This is a genomic window from Nocardioides sp. NPDC023903, from assembly GCF_040639295.1.
In the GTDB taxonomy this organism is placed as follows: Bacteria; Actinomycetota; Actinomycetes; order Propionibacteriales; family Nocardioidaceae; genus Nocardioides.
In genome coordinates, this window is sequence record NZ_JBEZZS010000002.1 from 193,016 (window position 1) to 211,052 (window position 18,037).

Here is an 18,037-nt window from a genome sequence, read left to right on the forward strand (position 1 = left end):
GCGGGTGACGATCCAGACCCCGAACGAAGACGTACGCCTCGCTGCCGCCGAGCGGCTGGGAGCCCTGGCCACGCCGCCGGGTGCCCTGGGCCGCCTGGGAGAGCTGGGGGTCTGGGTGGCCGCGTGCCAGGGCGAGGTGCCGCCGCGGCCGATCGAGAACGTACGACTGGTGATCTTCGCCGGTGACCACGGCGTCGCGCAGCATGGGGTCTCGGCGTTCCCGCCGGCGATCACGGGCGCGATGGTGCGTACGTTCCTGGGCGGCCGGGCCGGGGTCAGCGCGCTCGCGAAGGCGCACGGCGTCCAGGTCCGGGTGCTCGACCTCGGCGTCGACGAGGAGTTCCCAGACCTCGACGAGGTTACTCGGGAGGCGCTGACCCAGCAAAAGATCCGGCGGGGGAGCGGTGCGATCCACCTCGAGGATGCGCTGAGCGCCGAGGAGACCCGGGCCGCGCTGGAGGCAGGTGCCGCGGTGGCCCGCGAGGAGATCGCCGCCGGTGCGCAGCTGCTGATCAGCGGCGACATGGGCATCGGCAACACCACGCCCGCGGCCGCGATGGTGGCCGCGGGGCTCGGGCTGCCCGCGAGCGAGGTCACCGGTCGTGGCACCGGCATTGGTGACGACGCGCTGCGTACCAAGACCGATGTCATCACCGCGGCCCTCGACCGTGCCGGCGAGCGTGCCGGCGACCCGATCGAGACCCTCGCCGCGCTCGGCAGCGCCGACCTGGCCGCGACGACCGGCTACCTCCTCGAAGCCGCTCGCAGCGGCACCCCGGTCCTTCTCGACGGCCTGATGAGCGTCGCCTGTGCCCTCACCGCCGACCGGATCGAGCCCGGCGCCGCGACGTGGTACGCCGCCGGCCACCGCTCCACCGAGCCCGCCCAGTCGATGGCGCTGGAGAAGCTCGGCCTCGAGCCGCTGCTCGACCTCGACCTGCGCCTCGGCGAAGGCTCCGGCGCAGTCGCCGCCGTGCCGATCGTACGCAGCGCCGTCGCGCTCCTCCGCGACGTCGCCCTGCTCTCCGAGCTCGCTCCAGGAGACCCTGCCTGATGCTCATGCGGGACGCCTGGCGTCTCGCGGTCGGCACGCTGACCGCGATGCCCGTGCCTCCTCCCGAGCACGTCGATCGCCGTCGCGCCGCGGTGGCGATGGCGGCCGCGCCGTTGGCTGCGTTGCCGCTCGCACTGGGGGCTGCCGCTATCGCACTCCTGGGGCAGTTGCTCGGGCTACCGCACCTGGTCACCGCCCTGCTCGCCATCGGCGTCGTGGTGGTCGGCAACCGGGCGCTCCATATCGACGGTCTGGCCGACACGGTCGACGGCATGGCGGCCTCCTACGATCGTGAGCGCTCCCTGGCGGTCATGAAGTCCGGCACCTCCGGCCCGGCCGGTGTCACCGCGATCGTCCTCATCCTCGGTATCCAGGTGGCGGCGCTCGCCTCGCTGCTGGAAGGGGAGGTCGTACGCACCTCGGTGCTCGCAGCTGTCGCCGTCTGCGCCTCGCGCGCGGCCTTGGCGCTGTGCTGCACTCGCGGTATCAGGCCGGCACGCGAGGACGGGTTAGGGCGTACGTTCACCCAGACCCTGTCCCCCTTCGTCACTGTCCTCGTCTGGGCCGTCATCGCGGCCGTCCTCGCGGGCGCCTGCGCCTGGGCTGGACTGCCTTGGTGGCGAGGAGTCCTCGCCGCTGCCGTTGCCGCAGCCGTCGTCGGCGCGATCATCCTGCGGGCGATCCGGCGGTTCGGGGGAGTGACCGGCGACGTCTTCGGCGCGGCCGTCGAGGCCGCACTGGCGACCATCCTGGTCACCTTGAGCACCGGCTAGAGCTTCAGGACCCGTCCGGCGATGACGAGGTGCACCTCGTCGCAGGCCGCGGCCAACCGCTGGTTGACCAGCCCGAGCAGATCGCGGAACAGTCGCCCCGAGCGATGGGCCGGCACGACCCCGAGCCCGACCTCGTTGGTCACCAGCACCACGTCGCCGTTCTGCTGCTCCAGCACCGCAGCCGCGTCCTCAACGAGCGCCGAGACCGCCGCGGTCGCCTCCTCCGAGGTGGCCTCCCACAGTTGGCGGGAATCCATGACGGCCGTGAGCCAGGTACCCAAACAGTCGACCATCACCGCGTCGCCGTTGGCCAACCCTTCAGCCAGCGCCCCCGCGAGATCCTGAGACTCGACCGTACGCCACCCCTCCGGCCGCCGAGCCCGATGCGACGCCAATCGCGCAGCCCAGTCAGGATCCGGCTCCTCCTCGACCGTCGGTCCCGGAGCGACGTACGCCACCGAAGGCGCGGCCGCGAGCAGCGACTCCGCATGCCGCGACTTCCCCGAGCGCACGCCGCCTGTCACCAAGATCCTCACCGGCACAGCCTAAGCGGCTCGTTTTTCGGGGCTGGTGGCCGTCGGTGGTTGATGGCCGCCGACCCGATACGGATGGTGTTCTCGCCGAATCCCGGAGTAAAGGACGGCCTTCGGCCGCCGGCTGACGCCGGTCGCCTTCGGCGATCCTTGACACCGGGCTCCGTCGAGAATTTTGGCTGGTTATCGGGTCGGCGGCGGGGTTTGGCGCGGATCCTTTGGTTGCGTACGGGCTTGGGATTTCGGCCGGGCGGCTCGTGGCGCCAGAGGGATTCGTGGCGCTTTTACAAGACGATGACACTTTGTGAACGCTTCACAAGCCGGGCCTCGAGGCGGACTACGACAGCCCGGTTGGCATCCATGGGCCGGGATCCAGCGAGTGTGCGTTTTGTCCTGACTGGCGATGTGGCGCGGCTGCTCGCCGCGCCCTGCTCGGGACTGGGCCTGAGATGCGACGGCGGTCTACCCATGGACGCCCCACGCAGCGCTCCGTGGACTCCGCGCATTCTCAAGCTGACCTGCAAGGTGGAGCAGGGTCATCAGCCAACGTCCTGTACCCCGAAGGACTGCGGAGCGACCAGATGCACAGGCGAGGTCGGCCTGGCCCCGCTAAGAAGCAGCACGGCGCGAGGGGATGTTGAGCGACGACATGGATCGGTGAGCGTCCCATGGCGGGTGGATGCAGGGCCACCTGCGCCAGCTACCCGGCAGGATCAACCGGATCGAGTGCGTCGGGTGAACCGGATCCGCCCATCCGGAAGGCGCTCATACCCGTAGTTGGGATCGTGGATTCGGCGATGGTCGCTCGCACACAGCAGAACCATGTTGGCCAGATTCGTGAGTCCGCCTTCAGACCAGGGTTTGAGGTGATGAGCCTCGGTCCACGCTGCCGGTGCATCACAGTCTTCGGCTTGGCAACACTTATCGCGTAACCGGAGTGCACGGTGTTGGATCGGATACGCCAACCTCGCGGTGCGACCGAAGTCGAGGATCTCGGAGTCGGCGCCCAACACCACCGGGACCAGGTCTGCGTTGCAGGCCATCCGCCGGGCCTCGGCGGCGGTGATCTTCTCGCCATCGAACCCGAGGGCGGCGGTGCCGAGGTCGTTGCGGAGGTCGTCGACGCTCATGGTGATGAACACGGTGGTGCCATGGCCACCGTGGCGGGGCAGTTGGTCGGCGTCGTAGGTCTCGATGACCCGGGCGAACGCCTGGCCGAGGAGCCGGTCGTAGGGGGTTTTGCGGCCACGGTTCTCGGCTGAGAGCTTTCTGGGCTGGGCCAGGGAGTCCAACTGGGTGCGGAGCCGCAGCCCGATTGCGCGGGAGACGCGGGCGTGGATGTCGATGGTGCCGTCACCGTTGTCATGTGAGGAGAAGAAGGTGCGCCGTTGGGCGTGCTCCTCCTCCCGATGGAGGGCTTTGGCTTCGGCGGCTTCGAATCGTTCGGGGTCGATCTCGGCGAGGATCCGGCGTCCGACGATCTTCAGCTCGTTCGCGGTCAGGCGGGTCGCATGGTCGACGAGCAGCTTCTCGGCGAGGACCAGGTCCTCGGCGCTGGCGGTCGGGTCGTTCTCGATGGCATCGAGGGCCTGGGTGATCGCCCGCGCCTTGTCTTGCGACACCACACCCTCGGCCAGGCCAGCGGCAACGAGGCCGTACTTCGCGACACCAGTCGCGAGCTTGATCTGGGAGCGGGCCACGGCCTTGTCGACGAGGAGTTCGGTCCGCATCCATCCGGAGGCGTCTTTGGCACCGGTCTCCTCAGCAATGTCGCCAGCAGAGGCGAGCACCCTCAGTTTCAACGCGGCTTGTTGGGCCTGGAGCTTCTCCACTCGTTCGAGGAACTCCTTCTTCTGCCCGGTGCGCCAATAGGCAGGATCGGTCGCGAGGAGCTCTTGGAGGGCGATCTCAATGGCCGTCAAGGCAGCGTCGATCGCGTCGCCGGGGTTGGTGCCCCAGTGGTCGATGTCGCGGCCGAGACTCATCGTTCCGTCCCTTCAAATGGGTGTTGTGACGAGTCTGATTCTACGCCTCAGGCTCGTTCCTGACCATCTGTTTGTGCAGGTCAGCAACTATTTTCGCGGTCAGCGAACGACCTCGACCCTGTGGATGGTAAGTGGCCCGAAGGGCCACCCTCCACTCCCATCAACATCACCCGTCCCAAACAAGAACCCGCTGCGCCACACCCCGGCCGCCGCCCCGATAGCCAGCCAAATCTTTTCTCGATCTGGTCCGGAGTCCAGGACCGCGAAGCGGCCGGCGAAGCCGGCGGGCCGAAGGCCCGTCCTTGACGCCGGCCCAGATCGAGAAGACCCTCCAAGAAAGGGTCGGCGGCCCACCCCAACCCCGAAACAACAGTCCAAAACAACGAACCCGAAAACCTCGACCACCCCAGAACCAGCACGATCATTTAACCTGCGCCCATGACCCCAGAGCGCATAGCGCTGATCTCGGACGTACACGGCAACCTGACCGCCCTAGAAGCCGTCCTCGCAGACATCGACGCAAGAGGAATCACCCGGATCTTCAACCTGGGCGACTACGTCGGCAAGGGCCCGCGAGGCCGAGAGGTAGCAGAGATCTGCCGAGAGCGATGCGAGGTCAACATCCTCGGCAACTGGGAGGACTTCCTGCTCACCCCCGAGCCCGACTTCGGCCGCGAGTCGGTCGGGCTGAGGTGGTGGCGGCTGCAGGCGTGGGAACAGGCCGAGTGGCTGCGTACGCTCCCGTTCTCCCACGATTTCACGATGAGCGGCCGGCGGATCAGGCTCTTCCACGCCTCCGAGGAGACGGTCCACCGCCGGGTCAGGTTCGACCATGACGAGCAGGAGTTCCTGGGCCTGTTCCAGAACACCGAGGCCACAGGCTTCGACGTCCCGGAGCCGGACATGGTCGGCTACGCCGACACCCATGACCCCTACTACGAGACCGACCGCGACCGGCGCACCGTCTTCAACACCGGCAGCGTCGGCAACTGCATGAGCGACCCGACCCCGGTCTACGTCATCCTCGAGGGCGTGATGGACAGCGACCAGGAGGCGCCGTTCGGCATCCAATGGGTCCGGGTTCCCTACGACGCGGAGGCCGAGATCGCGTACGCCGCCGACGTAGGGATGCCCGAGCTCGACGAATACACCTACGAGCTGCGTACGGGCTTCTACCGCGGCAACCTCAGGAACGACGAGCAGCCGACCTACCACCGAAGGGGGTAGATCGGCTCTTCGCCATCCTTGAAGCGTTCAACTGATCTTGCGCCGGTAGACAGCCATGGCGGCGACGTACGAGACGACCAGGATGCCCACGCACCAGGCCAGTGCGACCCAGATGTCGTCACCGACCGGCTGTCCCGCGAAGAGCGCCTGGATGGTGTTGACGATCGAGGTGACCGGCTGGTTCTCGGCGAAGGCGCGCACCGGACCGGGCATCGTCTCCGTCGGCGCGAACGCCGAGCTGATGAACGGCAGGAAGATCAGCGGGTAGGAGAACCCGGTGGCCCCCTCCATGGTCTGTGCCGCCAGCCCGGGGATGACCGCGAGCCAGGTCAGCGCCAGGGTGAGTAGCGCCAGGATCCCGGCGACCGCGAGCCAGGCGCCCAGGTCCGCCGAGGTGCGGAACCCCATCACGAATGCGACGCCCAGGATGATCACCATGGTCAGCATGTTGGCCACCATCGAGGTCCCGACATGCGCCCACAGCACCGCCGAGCGGGCGATCGGCATCGATTGGAACCGCTCGAAGATACCGCTCTTCATGTCGGTGAAGAGTCGAAGGGCGGTGTACGCGATGCCCGAGGCGATCGCCATGACCATGATCCCGGGGAGCACATAGTTGACGTAGTTGTCTGTGCCGGTCCGGATTGCGCCGCCCAGCACGTAGACGAAGAGCAGCATCATCGCGATCGGCGTGAGCGCGGTGGTGATGATCGTGTCCGGGCTGCGGGTGATGTGCCGCAGCGAGCGGCCCAACAGGGTGCCGGCATCGGCGAAAGCGTGCTTGGTCATGACTGTGCTCCTCGATTGGTAGAGCCGGTGAGTGAAAGGAAGATCTCTTCGAGCGACGGCTGCTTCTCGACGTACTCGACCTTCGCCGGCGGCAGCATCGCCTTGAGCTCGGCGAGGGTGCCGTTGGCGATGATCGTCCCGCCGTGCAGGATCGCGATCCGGTCGGCGAGCTGCTCGGCCTCCTCCAGGTACTGCGTGGTGAGCAGGACGGTGGTGCCCTGCGCGGTCAACTCGCGAACGACCCGCCACACCTCCAGGCGTGCCTCCGGGTCCAGCCCGGTGGTCGGTTCGTCCAGGAAGATCACCGACGGTGAGCCGATCAGCGACATGGCGATGTCCAGCCGCCGCCGCATGCCGCCGGAGTACGTCGCGACCTTCCGGGCGCCCGCCTCGACCAGGTCGAAGCGCTTCAGCAGCCCGTCGGCGATGTCGCCGGGGGAGGGGAGATGCCTCAGCTTCGCGACCAGGATCAGGTTCTCCCGCCCGGTCAGGATCTCGTCGACCGCCGCGAACTGACCGGTCAGCGAGATCGCCTCCCGCACCCGCTGTGCCTCGTCGACGACCGATGCGCCCTCGACCAACGCGGCGCCGGCATCAGGTTTCAGGAGCGTCGAGAGGATACGTACGGCCGTGGTCTTTCCGGCCCCGTTGGACCCGAGCAGCGCGAAGATCGTGCCCCGCGCCACCTCGAAGTCGACGCCCCGCAGAACCTGGTTGTCCTTGTAGGACTTCTCCAGCCCCCGTACGGAGATGGCAGCTGTCGTGCTCATGACTCGTCCTCCTTGGTGATGTCTTCGATGGCCTCGTTGAGCCGGGCGCGTTCCTTCTTGATCCAGGCGCCCTCGGAGTAGTTCCTGGCGAACTCCTCGGCGAACTCGACCGGGTTGTCGCCGACGATCGCGCTGACCGGGGTGCCGTCGGCGGCGGCCTGCTCGAAGAGCTCGAGGAGGTCCTCGGCCATCGCCGTCACGATCGCGCCGTCGGCGATGCCGGCGGAGTACATCAGGTAGCGCTCGACCGCGTCGTGCGCCTTGCGGTGGTTCTCGGGGAGCTGCTGCTTGCGGGCCTTGAGCTGCCGCCAGCGCTTCTTCAGCTCGAGCTCGCCGACGACGGCCTCGAACATTGATCGGATCGACATGCCTTACTTCCCTTCCGTACGGAGGTTCTCCAGCCGTTCGGCCAAGAACCCCCAGGTGGTCCAGAACTCTTCGAGGTACTTCTCGCCGCTTGTGTTGAGCGAGTAGACCTTCCGCGGCGGCCCCTTCTCGGACGGCCGCTTCTCGACGTCCACCAGTCCGTTCTTCTCGATCCGGACCAGCAGCGCGTAGACCGTGCCCTCGGCGATCTCGGTGAACCCCTGGCTCCGAAGCCAGGTCGTGATCTCGTATCCGTACGCCGGGTTGCCGGTCAGGAACGCCAACACGATCCCCTCCAGCGTCCCCTTGAGCATCTCGGTCATCTGCTTGCCCATCGGGCACCTCCTTCCACTACTCAGTGTTGCTGACTACCAGTACATAGTAGCGCTGAGTAGTGGCGCCGGGTCAAGTCCTAATCGCAGGCAGAAATGCCAGCGGCGCTGGTACGACGGTTGTGGCCGTCGCACCAGCGCCGCTGGTCATGTCTCGAGATGGACTCAGCTCTTGCCGTCCACCTCGGCGGCTCGCTCAAGCGCCGTCGAGAGCAGGTCCGCGACATCAACGGATGCCTCACCACTCCCGCTGTGCGTCACTCCAACGCCGACGAGGCGTCCATCATCCGTCTCCGCGAACGCAATGCTGCCGACTTCAACAGGGCTGGACGACGTACTTGTGAACGTGAATCCCACGGCCCCGTCGGGGAGGCCGCTGATCGGCTCCGAGGTGGCCTCCCCGTAGTCGCCGTTGTCGGCATCTGCCGAGCACTCGTCGACAGCCTCCTTGATGGCAGTGAGCATCGACGCGGCATCGGGGTAGTCCCCGCCCCCGGGAACGAACACGGTGGCGCCGACGACATCCCCGTTCTCGAGCGCGTACTGGTCGCCGGTGGTCCCGTCTGCGGCGTTTGACAGCTTCGTCTCTAGATGTCCAAGGTCGTCGCACCAGCCGGTTCCCGGCGCCCCCCTGGTTCCATCAGTGGTCTCCTCGACCTGGGGGAGCGCGTCGGTGTCCAGTAGTGTCGTGTCGCCACCGCAGGCGGTCATCAGGAACGGTGTTGCACATAGCGCGGCAGCCAGGCGGAACCTACTCCTCCCGAGGATGCGGGGACTCATTTAGTCCGCTGAGACGTCGGGAGCGCGGTCGGCCGCAAGCTCGAGCAGGCGCTCGATGGAGACCGGCGAGCTGTCTCCCGTGGCGTATTCCGTTCCTACGACCAGCAGCCGATCGTCGCTTGTGACTGCGTACGCGTACTCGCTGGTGGAATTGTTCTCCGAGCCGTGGAAGCCGGTGGCATCCAAAGGCAAGTCGCTGAGTGCTTCAACCTTGCGGGACGGATCGCCGGCGATCTCCTTGATGCACTCCTCGACGTTTCCGGGGACGTCGGCGACGACTTCGGTCGCTGACGGAGGTGTCGCGGTCGGCGAGAACACTACGGCGAAGACGGAGCCGCCGCCTTCGATCCCGACGGTGGTTCCGGTCACCTTCCCCGATGCCGCGAGGTTGAGATCTTGATTGAACTCGCGAAGGGCGCGGCACGGCGGCATCCCGACGATTCCGCTGCCAGCGTCGTGCGCCTCACCTTTGGCCGCCTCGAAGTCGTCCGGCTCGATCAGTGTGGTCGGCGACTCTTCACCGCACGACGTCAGCGCAACCGCGCCGAGCGCCATGACAGCGAGAGCGCAGGTCAGCCGGTGGAGCTTTCCACGGTCAGATTCTGAAGCTCGCCGATTACTCATAGAACTCACGGAAGGCCGCGCCGTATGCGTTCTCGTAATCAATGCTGCCCATCCCATACTCGTTGAGGTACCTGTTGGAGGCGAGGTTCGCGAGGTCGCCGAGCTCCTCGTCGCTGAGCTTCGAGAGGTCGACAGGCTGTCCCTCGGGAAAGAAGCGTTCGCGGTGTTCCGGAGTGAGTTCGACGACACCGCTCTTCACCAGAGCATCCAGGGCGTTCACCTTCGACTCGTTCAGGGACGCCGCCGCCCGATCGTTGGCGTGCTCGGTTGCGGCCTCTTCGAAGTTGGCGAAGTGCCCGTCGGCCTTGTCAGTGGCAAGGTCGATCGCCTGTCCGACACCGAACTCGACCACCGTCCCAACGGCCCCCGTCCCGGGCAGCGGAACCATCCCAGCGACATCGCCGACAAGGCTGGTGAACGTCTGAATTTGCTTGTCGGTGTTCGCAGCGCCCTCGATCTCGACGCTGCCGATCGCGTGCTCTACGGCGCCGTTCAGGTAGGCAGAGTGCTTCATGACATCGCTGAGCACGTTGCCTTCGCGGTAGTCGTCCGGGTTCTGCTGAAGCTGGTACGCAGCGTTGTTGATCTGGGACTGCTGGTAGGTGCCCACGCCTTCGGCGAGGTTGACGAGCCCTTCCTGGCTGCTCGCTCCGACCTTGAGCAAGGACTCGATGTCGCTCGCGAAGAACCTCGGGCTGTTGGCGATGTCACCGAGGGCGACAGGGGTCGACGTGTAGACACCGGCTTCCCCATCTTCTCCTCGCGCATGCAGCGCGTCGTCGACCGAGTGCATGTAGTTCTTGAGGATCTCGGAGACGTACGGGGAAGCAGGTTTCGCGTCCTCAGCGTTGAACCCCTCGCTGTTCGCGACGTAGTCCACGAACCGGGAGGCGATCATCGCGGTGCCTTCAGGGTGTTGCTTGACTAGGTCGGGATCGGTGCTGATGCCGGCAGCTGCCTGCGAGATGCCCGCGTAGCCGTCCGCCTGCCAGGTCCTGTCGTTGAAGTAGAACTTCTGACGCTCCGCGTCTTCGGTGAAGAACTGGTAGCCCTGCTCCGGGTGGTCGCCGAGGTTGCCCATGATGGCGGCCATCGGGTCATCGCCCCAGCCGCCGTCGTTCCCGGTGTCGAGAGGGCTGTGGCCGGTGTGCCCGTACCAGTTCTGCGCGCCCATTGGGCCATCGGCACGCTCGAAACGGTCGAGCTCCTCGGCAGCCCCGAGCACGAGGTTGCCGTTGAGGTCGTGGTCCTTCATTAGGTAGGTGAGGACCGAGGCGCCACCGGTGCCGCCCCAGTTCGGGTAGCGGTCCCGGAGGGCATCCTGCTCATCGTCGGAGAGGTAGACCCCTGAGGGGCCGGCGTACTTCACGATGTCGTGGCCGAACTGCTCGGCGGGGAAGCCTGGGCTGTTCGAGGCCGAGGCGAGGCCGTTCCGGAGGTTGGAGGCAAGCGTGTTGAGCGAGTCCCCGTCCGGGGACTGCATGCGCAGGTATTCCTCGATCCTCGCCATGCTGGCGACGGTGCCGTCGGCGCCGAGGTCCTTGTAGAGACCGGCGGCGACGGTGTCGTCGTCGGTGTAGGCGCTCAGCATGGAGTTGAGGCGGTCGGCCTCTTCCTTGCTGAGCTTGTAGTCGTCGTCGTTGAGCGTGCTGTCGAGGCGGTCGCTGATCTCCTTGCCGAGCCGTGTCTGAGCATCCGGCGGCAGCGCGTCGATATAGCCGTCGTACTTGCCCGGATCGCTGAGCATCTTGTTGATGAGCTCTTCTTCGGGCAGGTTGCGCAGCTCGGGCGGCAGGCTGGCCTGCTCGATCGTGCCATCGCCACCGTCGTAATCGCCCTTGGTCGCGTGATTGAGGACAGCCGTCAGGTCCGCGTCAGCGGAGGCGGCGTCGGTCAGCGCATCCTGGATGGTCTGGGCGAGCTGCTGCATGGTGCCCTTGTCCTTGTCCGGGTCCTTCTCGTCCGGGCTCGGATCGGTGATCTGTACGCCGCCGGAGAAGGTGACCTTCCAGCCTCGGCCGGTGGCGTCGTCGTGGGCGTGCTTGGCGTTGTCCTTGGCCTTCTTGATGGAGGCGGCGGCCTCGTCGAGGGCGTTGATGACCTGAGACAGCGGAGCCGCCATGTCGTTGAGATCAGCGATCAGCCGGCGATGACGGTTCTCGGCACGAGTGGATGCCTCGCCGACCCAGGTGTCGGGGACCTTGCCGGCGTCCATCTCGTCCTGTTGGTCCTGGAAGCTCTTGCGGGCGGTGTTGAGCTGGTCCGCGGCGGTGTCGAGCTCTTCGGGCTTCCAGCTCTGCAGCTGCTCATAAGTGACGGCCATCAGTCTCTTCCGATCATTGCTTCGCGGTAGCGCGCCTGCTGCGCCGTGATGGTGTCGGCCTCCACGATCGCGTCGGCATCGGCGACGGTGGTCGTCTTGTGATCGCGGGCGTCCTTGACCCACTTGTCCTTGTCGCTCTTCCACTCGGTCTTGAGGCCGTTCGCGGCGCCCGCTGACGTGCTCCCCGGCAGTGCGGAGGCGACCTTGGCCATCGGGCCTTCGAGATCGAGACCGGCGACGGCTTCGGCCGCGGTCCCGATGGAACGGGCCGCGGTCTTCACCTGCGGCGCCACGATTTCGACGTTCACGAGAGGGTCCCCCAAGACGTTCGGAGCGATTGGTAACTCTCTCCTACCCCAAATTCCGGGTTTCAAACACAAATCGTCGAGAAATCTTGTACCGAGCAGCTTCCGCATCTCGACGCGTTCGCACGGGCGGATCTGCCCGTGGGGGCCAGACCTTTGGGATAACGTCTCGGGCCATATGAGGCCGTCCAGCACCGGCAGGGCGGGCGCGATCCAACTTGATGGAAAAGGGCGCGATGTCACAACCGAACGAGGCTGCAGGGACGGGACCGGTCTGGTCCGCGACGAGCGCTCCGGCATCTGCTGGTGCTCCGCGAAGCGGCGTAGGGCTCGGGCTTGCCGGGCTGGGGCTCGGGGCGGGAACGCTGGTGATCGTCGCCCTGGTGCGGGTGATCGTCGGCATCCCAGATGTTGCTCAGAGCTACTACAACGCCATTTACAGCATGGAGGATCGCCCGATCGTCTGGCTGATCCTCGGGCTGCTGATGATCGCCTCGATCATCCCGATCGCCGCCGCGGTGGTGCTGGGGCATCTCGGCCTGACCCGGGCGAAGGCAGCCGGAACGAGCGCCGCGGCCGCTGGGATCGCGCTCGGGATCGGCTACACCTTGGCGGTCTTCTGGGGCGTACGCATCATCAACGCGATCACGAACACGGCAGAGTTCAATGGCGGCATCAGGATGGTCATCGAGTACGTCGGCATCTGGGCATAGAGCGTTGGCGGGCATCACGCGATGCAGGTCGTGCCCGTCTCGTTGATGGTGAAGAAGGGCCATGTTCGATCCCCGGCGGCTGAAGAGACGGGTCCGTGTACCGCGACAAGGTTGCTGCCCATAGATGTCGTCTGGATCTCCAATTTCGACGCCCTCGCGGGCGGCCAGAGTGCGAAGTGCGTCGGGGTTGGAGATCTTGCCCTACGCGTCCCACTTCGCGACCTTGCCGAAGGTGGGCATCAGCCGATCGCACTCGGCCTGGGCGAGCGGACCCATTCGTCGATAACGAGGATGATCGCGAGCAGCATCACGAGATACGTATGCCCCGAGCCGGAGACACACGCGCACGCGGCGAACGAAAATTCGTTCGCCCGGAACGGCGCCAGCTGCGATCGGGCCGCAGCAGCGGCGTACGGCCCTTAAGGTCTACGGCGTGGTCGGGAATGAGGATCTGGGGTCGCCGTGGATGGCGACGGTGCGCCGGGTTGCTTGGACGGTGACGGGGGTGGTCAACGCCCTGATCGGGCTGGCCATCGGTGTCGGGTCGGTGGTGGCGGACGGTGGTGCGTACGGGCTCTATCTGCTGGGGGCCGGCTTCGGGATCCTGCTGTTCCTGACGGGTGTGCATGGACTGATCACCAAGGGCGTACGTCCGGCCGGGAGCGCCGCGCGCCGGATCAGGCGGCTGGGTGTGGCCGCCGGTGACGGGATCGTGATCCGGCTGAGGCGAGCGCCGGGCATCTGCGGAGAGCTGATGTTGGTGTGCTTCGTGGCGATGCTGTGCCTGGCGGCGGGGATCGCCTTTCGGGCCGACAATCTGTTCATCGGGCTGCTGTTCACACTCCTCGCGGTCTTCTTCGCCGTCGTCGTGGCCGAGCATGCGACGACGCTGGGACTGCGACGAGCAGTGCTGATCACGCCTGAGGTGCTGATCGTGGAGCTCGGCCCCGAGACGGTCTCGGTGGCGTGGGCGGACCTCCGCGTCGACCTGTTCGAGCAGGTCATGAGCCCGGAAGGGATCACTGTGAGGAACCGTTTCCTCGAGATCACGGCGCGGGGCGATGCGCCGTCGTGGACGGTGACGCGGCGTCATCGGATCCGGCTGATCCCGAAGCGCTGGCGCAAGGGCGTCGTCCGCGTCGGCTACCCGCTCCTCGACCGCCCGGAGCAGGTGCTCACGACGTTGAGGTCGCTGCAGCGGCGTACGGACGAAGGTCGCCGGGTGGTGCTGTCCAACGACACGACGCTGGCCTACCTGACCGGGGACCTCGAGATCTCGCCGTTGTCGGTGACGGGCGCAGATCAGGCGCTGTAGTGCCAGAGCTGTGACCAGGGCTGGTTCGGGGTGTCGCAGAGGTGGATCGGGGCGCCGTTCTCCTCGTTGTCGGCGCCTTCGCGGTTGTGGAGCGAGGCGACCTGCCGGCAGCCGTCGAAGAAGCGGTCGGGGTCGTCGAACCCGACCACGACGATCGGCGTCGCGTCCTGCGGCGGCTGCTCCCAGAAGCGCCACCCGTTGTGCCCGCTGTGGACGGGAGCCCCCGCGCCGTACCACTCCAGAGCCCCGGCTTCTCCGTAGTTGGTCGTGAAGACCATGGCCGTACGCCGCTGGGCCGGCGTCAGGTCGTCGACGACGGCACGGACCTGGGCGGCGTACTGGGGCCAGCCGATCGTCTCCAGCTGGTCTTCGCCGGCGGCGGTGTAGAAGGAGTTGGCGTATGTCTTGGCCGGGAGCACCGGGAGGTTGATCGGCCAGGCGGGGATGGTCAGTAGGGCCAGGCCGGCGCCGAGAAGGCCGACGGTGCGCGGTCGCAGTCGCTCGGCGATCACCACGGAGCCAGCCGCGACCAGCGGTGGGAAGAGTCCGGTCAGGTAGTAGCCCTTGCCGCCGGCAACGAGGAAGAAGCCCGCGACCAGCACGAACGCGACGGCGACCGGTTGGAAGAGCGCCCACTCGCGTCGCCGGAAGAGCGCTACCAGGCCGATGATCCAGATCGGCGTGATCACCGGGCTCAGCAGGATCAGCGCCTGGGTGACGTACCCGATCCGTCCGGACAGCCCGCCGTACTCCTCCCGGATGTCCTCGGAGAGGTCGAGCACCGGCCAGTCGTGCTCGAGCTGCCAGAGGAGGTTGGGGGTCCACAGTGCCAGGGCGATGAGTCCGGCCAACCAGGGCCATGGCGTGGTCAGGCTGCGCCGGGTCGCCGGAACGAGCGCGATGCCGAGCAGGATCGCGCCGAGGAGAAAGACCACCGAGTGCTTGTTCTCCAGTCCGATCCCGGCGACGACCCCGGCGGCCAGCCAGAACAGCCCCCGCTGCCGCCAGCCGTCGGCGATCAGCGCCCGGGCCACCAGCACCAGGATCGCGGTCCAGGCCAGCGCGTCGAACGTGGCGGTCGAGTGCCAGTGCCCGAACGTCATCGTGACCACTCCGACGGCCACGAGTCCCGCGGTCAGCACCTGCGCCGTACGTCCGCCGCCGAGCAGCCGCGCGAACTCCGCCGCCAGCAGGACCAGCCCGACCATCGCCAGCAGACTCCACAACCGCAGCACGACGAGGTTGTACGGCGCGATCTCGGTCGCGACCCGCGCCAGGAACGGTGTCAGTGCCGGCTGGTCGGGATATCCCCAAGCCAGCCGCTGACCTGCGGAGACGAAGTAGAGCTCGTCTCGATGCGGCCCATAGAACGGGCTCATCGCCAGCAGCACCACAGCCTGCGCGGCGACCACGAGCCCGACAGCGGGGGAGTACCGCGGACGGGTCACGCGAATGAGCGTAGGGGCCTCGCAGGTCACCTCGCAGGCTGTTGTCACAACTCGGGGTACCGAAGAAGCCCTACGCCTCGACCAGACCCGGCTTGCCCGACTCGGTGACGAAGCGGCCACCGACGGTGAGCGGCGCGCCGGGGGTGCTGACCTGGGCGACGTTCTTGTACGTGATCTCGGCGCCGGCAGCGTCGAGGGAGATCGTGGTGTAGCCGCGGAGGCCGTTGTAGAACTTCATGTGCGGGTTGCGCTCGAGGTACGCGGCCCAGTTGGCCGGGTGCTCGGCGCCGTTGCCGCCGGAGGTGATGGAGCTGGTGACGATCTCGGTGCCCATGATCCGCGAGGACGGGTCGTCGAAGTCGTCGTGGATGTTCAGCCCGTAGTGGACGTGTACGTCGCCGGTCAGCACCATCAGGTTCGACTGCTCGGACGCCTTCCAGCCGTCGAGGATCCGGCGCCGGGAGGCGGGGTAGCCGTCCCAGGAGTCCATCGACCGGGTGCCGTCGCCGGACGGGTTGTCGCGGCGGGAGAAGGTGACCTGCTGCGGGACGATGTTCCAGAGAGCCGAGGAGCGGCGCCAGCCGTCGATCAGCCACTGCTCCTGCTCGTTCCCGGGGAGCGTCATCGACTCGGCCTCGGACGCCGCCGACGGCACCTTCCAACCGTCGCCGTTGGCCTGGTTGGTGCGGTACTGGCGGGTGTCGAGGATGTCGAACTGCGCCAGCCGGCCCCACTGCAGCCGCCGGTAGAGCTTCAGGTCGGGACCGGACGGCTGCTGCGGGAGCCGCAGCGGCTGGTTCTCCCAGTAGGCGCGGTAGGCGGCGGCGCGGCGCACCAGGAGCTCCTCCGGCGGCACCGAGTTCTCCGGGATGTCGGCGGCGTAGTTGTTCTCGGTCTCGTGGTCGTCCCAGGTGACGATGAACGGGTGCGTCAGGTGGGCGGCGATCTGGTCCGGGTCGGACTTGTAGAGCCCGTAGCGTGCCCGGTAGTCGTCCAGCGTGACGGTCTCGTGGTTGAGGTGCGCCGGCAGCGGCTCGGTGTAGGCGCGCGTCCCGGCGGAGGCGTTCACGGCGTACTCGTAGAGATAGTCGCCCAGGTGGAAGACCGCGTCCACGTCCTCGCCGGCAAGGTGGTTGTACGCCGTGTAGTAGCCCTGGTCGTAGCGCTGGCAGGAGGCGAGGGCGAAGGTCAGCGACGTCACCGCGGCCCCCACTGCCGGAGCGGTCAGGGTCCGGCCGACCGGGCTGATCCACTGGCCGACCCTGAAGCGGTAGAAGTACTCGGTCGCCGCGTCCAGGCCGCGGACCTCGGCGTGCACGGAGTGGTTGAACTCGGTGTGCGCGGCAGCGGTGCCGCGGCGTACGACGCGGGTGAAGGCGGCGTCGCGGGCCACCTCCCAGCCGACATCGAAGCGAGCGGGCGGCATCCCGCCGGTCGGCTCCAGCGCGAGCGGCGCGAGCCGGGTCCACAGCAGCACCGAGTCGGGCAGCGGGTCGCCGGAGGCGACGGCGAGGGTGAACGGGTCCGAGGTGATGTCGGCAGGGGAGCCGGCCGGAGCGGCGAAGGCGCCCGTACGCGGCAGGCCGGTCGTGAAGGCCAACGCGGTCGCGGCGGCCGAGACGGTCAGGAAGCGGCGGCGGTCGAGGCCTCGCAGGGCACCGCGGAGATCAGGAGTGTTGCTGGGGGCAGGCATGGACGTGCTCCTGTCGATATGGGGGTTATCGACATCAGCGAAGCGGTGCCCGGTGAAGGCCCCGTGAAGTGTGGGGGAGGGGTGGGCTACGGCTTGGTGCCGGCGACGGGTTCAGAGACGGGCCGGTGCACCGGACAGCCCGGCGCGAAGGTGCCGAGGTCCTCGGTGTTGAACCCGTGGGGATAGCTCTTGACGCGGGGCATGTCCCGGACGTACGCAGGCTTCCTCCGTGCCGGCAGCAGCGCGACGACGCGCGCCCGGGCCTTCAGCGCCCCGCGCGACAGCGTCCGGGCGAGCCGCCCGGGCTCGGGGTAGTCGAACGCCTCGAGCAGGTGCGGCTCCATCAGGGACAGCGAGAAGATGCGGATGATCGGCGCCAACGGACGCGGGTAGAAGGTCGTCAGCAGCTCGAGGGTCGAGTCGGCGACGGCACGGCCGCCCTCGTCGTACGCGAAGTGCTCGGCCTCGTAGGAGTCGAGGAGCTGCTCGAACTCCTCATAGGTCGCCGGAATGTCCTTGATCCCCATCCGCTTGCCGAGCGCCTGGTAGTAGCGCAGGGCGGCGAGCTGCTCGTCGGGGGTCGACTGCCGCCAGCCGAACTCCTGGTTCCAGCGCCGCGGGATCACCACGAAGGTCGACAGGACGTAGCGCATGTCGTCGTTGGAGATGTCGTACATCTTGTGCATCTGGTTGATGCGTCGCACCGCGGCCCGGCCGCGAGGGCTGTCCAGGTCCTCGATCACCGCGTCCTCCAGCAGCAGCGCGGTGTCGTCGTAGCGCCTCTGGGTGTCCTCGGTGAACTGGTGCGTGTCGGCGAGCAACCGGCCGATCGAGGGCACCGCATAGGTCCGGAACAGGGCGAAGCTGAGCGCCTGGGTCGTGTCCCACGGGAACTCGTAGAGCCCCAGGATCCTCGACATCTCCTGGAACTCGGTCTCCGGATCAAGCCCTGCTGTGCGCGACTTCTTGGCCATGGCGCCTCCTCGCTCGATACATAACTGTATCGT

Annotated in this window: 18 protein-coding genes; 5 read left to right on the plus strand and 13 right to left on the minus strand. The window is 67.3% G+C overall.

What is annotated here, in order from left to right; all coding sequences use genetic code 11:
* Positions 1-4: 4 nt before the first annotated feature.
* Both cobT and cobS read left to right on the plus strand, forming a co-directional pair.
* Positions 5-1,054, plus strand: a complete 1,050-nt coding sequence (cobT, locus tag AB0F44_RS04405) for a nicotinate-nucleotide--dimethylbenzimidazole phosphoribosyltransferase (RefSeq protein WP_357353046.1) — start codon at positions 5-7, stop codon at positions 1,052-1,054.
* Positions 1,054-1,827, plus strand: coding sequence for an adenosylcobinamide-GDP ribazoletransferase (gene cobS, locus AB0F44_RS04410; RefSeq protein ID WP_357353048.1), 774 nt, complete (start codon positions 1,054-1,056; stop codon positions 1,825-1,827). The genes cobT and cobS overlap by 1 nt, the downstream gene beginning before the upstream one ends.
* Here the strand turns inward: cobS and cobU are convergent.
* Together cobU and AB0F44_RS04420 are read right to left on the minus strand one after the other, a co-directional pair.
* On the minus strand, positions 1,824-2,363 hold the full coding sequence (gene cobU / locus AB0F44_RS04415) for a bifunctional adenosylcobinamide kinase/adenosylcobinamide-phosphate guanylyltransferase (RefSeq protein WP_357353050.1): 540 nt from the start codon (positions 2,361-2,363) through the stop codon (positions 1,824-1,826). The genes cobS and cobU overlap by 4 nt on opposite strands.
* Before the next feature lie 710 nt (positions 2,364-3,073).
* Positions 3,074-4,345 carry a DUF222 domain-containing protein gene (locus AB0F44_RS04420; protein ID WP_357353052.1) on the minus strand — a complete coding sequence of 424 codons (1,272 nt, stop codon included), beginning with the start codon at positions 4,343-4,345 and terminating at the stop codon, positions 3,074-3,076.
* 438 nt (positions 4,346-4,783) lie between these two features.
* On the opposite strand from AB0F44_RS04420, the gene AB0F44_RS04425 reads away from it, so the two are divergent.
* Positions 4,784-5,572, plus strand: a complete 789-nt coding sequence (locus AB0F44_RS04425) for a metallophosphoesterase family protein (RefSeq protein WP_357353054.1) — start codon at positions 4,784-4,786, stop codon at positions 5,570-5,572.
* Positions 5,573-5,599: 27 nt separating this feature from the next.
* On the opposite strand, the gene AB0F44_RS04430 is transcribed toward AB0F44_RS04425, so the two are convergent.
* From AB0F44_RS04430 to AB0F44_RS04465, 8 genes are all read right to left on the minus strand, one after another.
* The gene (locus tag AB0F44_RS04430) at positions 5,600-6,361 is read right to left on the minus strand and encodes an ABC transporter permease (protein WP_183548551.1); all 762 of its coding nucleotides are present in this window, start codon (positions 6,359-6,361) and stop codon (positions 5,600-5,602) included.
* Entirely contained in the window at positions 6,358-7,131 is a 774-nt protein-coding gene (locus AB0F44_RS04435; protein WP_357353057.1) for an ATP-binding cassette domain-containing protein, read from the minus strand. The genes AB0F44_RS04430 and AB0F44_RS04435 overlap by 4 nt, the downstream gene beginning before the upstream one ends.
* Positions 7,128-7,499: a DUF1048 domain-containing protein gene (locus AB0F44_RS04440; RefSeq protein WP_357353059.1), complete on the minus strand. Its 372-nt coding sequence runs from the start codon at positions 7,497-7,499 to the stop codon at positions 7,128-7,130. Before AB0F44_RS04440 ends, AB0F44_RS04435 begins: the two co-directional genes overlap by 4 nt.
* A 3-nt stretch (positions 7,500-7,502) precedes the next feature.
* Positions 7,503-7,832, minus strand: a complete 330-nt coding sequence (locus AB0F44_RS04445) for a PadR family transcriptional regulator (protein ID WP_357353061.1) — start codon at positions 7,830-7,832, stop codon at positions 7,503-7,505.
* A gap of 162 nt (positions 7,833-7,994) precedes the next feature.
* The gene (locus tag AB0F44_RS04450) at positions 7,995-8,609 is read right to left on the minus strand and encodes a hypothetical protein (protein ID WP_357353063.1); all 615 of its coding nucleotides are present in this window, start codon (positions 8,607-8,609) and stop codon (positions 7,995-7,997) included.
* Positions 8,610-9,164, minus strand: coding sequence for a hypothetical protein (locus AB0F44_RS04455; protein ID WP_357353065.1), 555 nt, complete (start codon positions 9,162-9,164; stop codon positions 8,610-8,612).
* 61 nt (positions 9,165-9,225) lie between these two features.
* Positions 9,226-11,556 (minus strand): WXG100 family type VII secretion target, encoded by a 2,331-nt coding sequence (locus AB0F44_RS04460; protein WP_357353067.1) that lies wholly within the window; start codon positions 11,554-11,556, stop codon positions 9,226-9,228.
* A complete protein-coding gene (locus AB0F44_RS04465; protein WP_357353069.1) occupies positions 11,556-11,864 on the minus strand; it encodes a hypothetical protein in 309 nt (102 codons plus the stop codon). The genes AB0F44_RS04460 and AB0F44_RS04465 overlap by 1 nt, the downstream gene beginning before the upstream one ends.
* Before the next feature lie 233 nt (positions 11,865-12,097).
* On the opposite strand from AB0F44_RS04465, the gene AB0F44_RS04470 reads away from it, so the two are divergent.
* Together AB0F44_RS04470 and AB0F44_RS04475 are read left to right on the plus strand one after the other, a co-directional pair.
* Entirely contained in the window at positions 12,098-12,574 is a 477-nt protein-coding gene (locus AB0F44_RS04470; protein ID WP_357353071.1) for a hypothetical protein, read from the plus strand.
* A 433-nt stretch (positions 12,575-13,007) separates the two neighbouring features.
* Entirely contained in the window at positions 13,008-13,889 is an 882-nt protein-coding gene (locus AB0F44_RS04475; RefSeq protein WP_357353073.1) for a hypothetical protein, read from the plus strand.
* On the opposite strand, the gene AB0F44_RS04480 is transcribed toward AB0F44_RS04475, so the two are convergent.
* The 3 genes from AB0F44_RS04480 to AB0F44_RS04490 form a co-directional block, all read right to left on the minus strand.
* Positions 13,877-15,337, minus strand: coding sequence for a glycosyltransferase family 39 protein (locus AB0F44_RS04480; RefSeq protein ID WP_357353074.1), 1,461 nt, complete (start codon positions 15,335-15,337; stop codon positions 13,877-13,879). The genes AB0F44_RS04475 and AB0F44_RS04480 overlap by 13 nt on opposite strands.
* A gap of 70 nt (positions 15,338-15,407) precedes the next feature.
* A complete protein-coding gene (locus AB0F44_RS04485; RefSeq protein WP_357353076.1) occupies positions 15,408-17,030 on the minus strand; it encodes an alkaline phosphatase D family protein in 1,623 nt (540 codons plus the stop codon).
* 86 nt (positions 17,031-17,116) lie between these two features.
* Entirely contained in the window at positions 17,117-18,004 is an 888-nt protein-coding gene (locus AB0F44_RS04490) for an oxygenase MpaB family protein (RefSeq protein WP_357353078.1), read from the minus strand.
* Positions 18,005-18,037 lie beyond the last annotated feature (33 nt).

Coding starts and splice junctions, on each gene's coding strand:
- cobS (WP_357353048.1), top strand. CDS start 1,054: ATGCTCATGCGGGACGCCTGGCGTCTCGCGGTCGGCACGCTGACCGCG.
- AB0F44_RS04420 (WP_357353052.1), bottom strand. CDS start 4,345: ATGAGTCTCGGCCGCGACATCGACCACTGGGGCACCAACCCCGGCGAC.
- AB0F44_RS04425 (WP_357353054.1), top strand. CDS start 4,784: ATGACCCCAGAGCGCATAGCGCTGATCTCGGACGTACACGGCAACCTG.
- AB0F44_RS04430 (WP_183548551.1), bottom strand. CDS start 6,361: ATGACCAAGCACGCTTTCGCCGATGCCGGCACCCTGTTGGGCCGCTCG.
- AB0F44_RS04435 (WP_357353057.1), bottom strand. CDS start 7,131: ATGAGCACGACAGCTGCCATCTCCGTACGGGGGCTGGAGAAGTCCTAC.
- AB0F44_RS04440 (WP_357353059.1), bottom strand. CDS start 7,499: ATGTCGATCCGATCAATGTTCGAGGCCGTCGTCGGCGAGCTCGAGCTG.
- AB0F44_RS04445 (WP_357353061.1), bottom strand. CDS start 7,832: ATGGGCAAGCAGATGACCGAGATGCTCAAGGGGACGCTGGAGGGGATC.
- AB0F44_RS04450 (WP_357353063.1), bottom strand. CDS start 8,609: ATGAGTCCCCGCATCCTCGGGAGGAGTAGGTTCCGCCTGGCTGCCGCG.
- AB0F44_RS04455 (WP_357353065.1), bottom strand. CDS start 9,164: ATGGCGCTCGGCGCGGTTGCGCTGACGTCGTGCGGTGAAGAGTCGCCG.
- AB0F44_RS04460 (WP_357353067.1), bottom strand. CDS start 11,556: ATGGCCGTCACTTATGAGCAGCTGCAGAGCTGGAAGCCCGAAGAGCTC.
- AB0F44_RS04470 (WP_357353071.1), top strand. CDS start 12,098: ATGTCACAACCGAACGAGGCTGCAGGGACGGGACCGGTCTGGTCCGCG.
- AB0F44_RS04485 (WP_357353076.1), bottom strand. CDS start 17,030: ATGCCTGCCCCCAGCAACACTCCTGATCTCCGCGGTGCCCTGCGAGGC.
- AB0F44_RS04490 (WP_357353078.1), bottom strand. CDS start 18,004: ATGGCCAAGAAGTCGCGCACAGCAGGGCTTGATCCGGAGACCGAGTTC.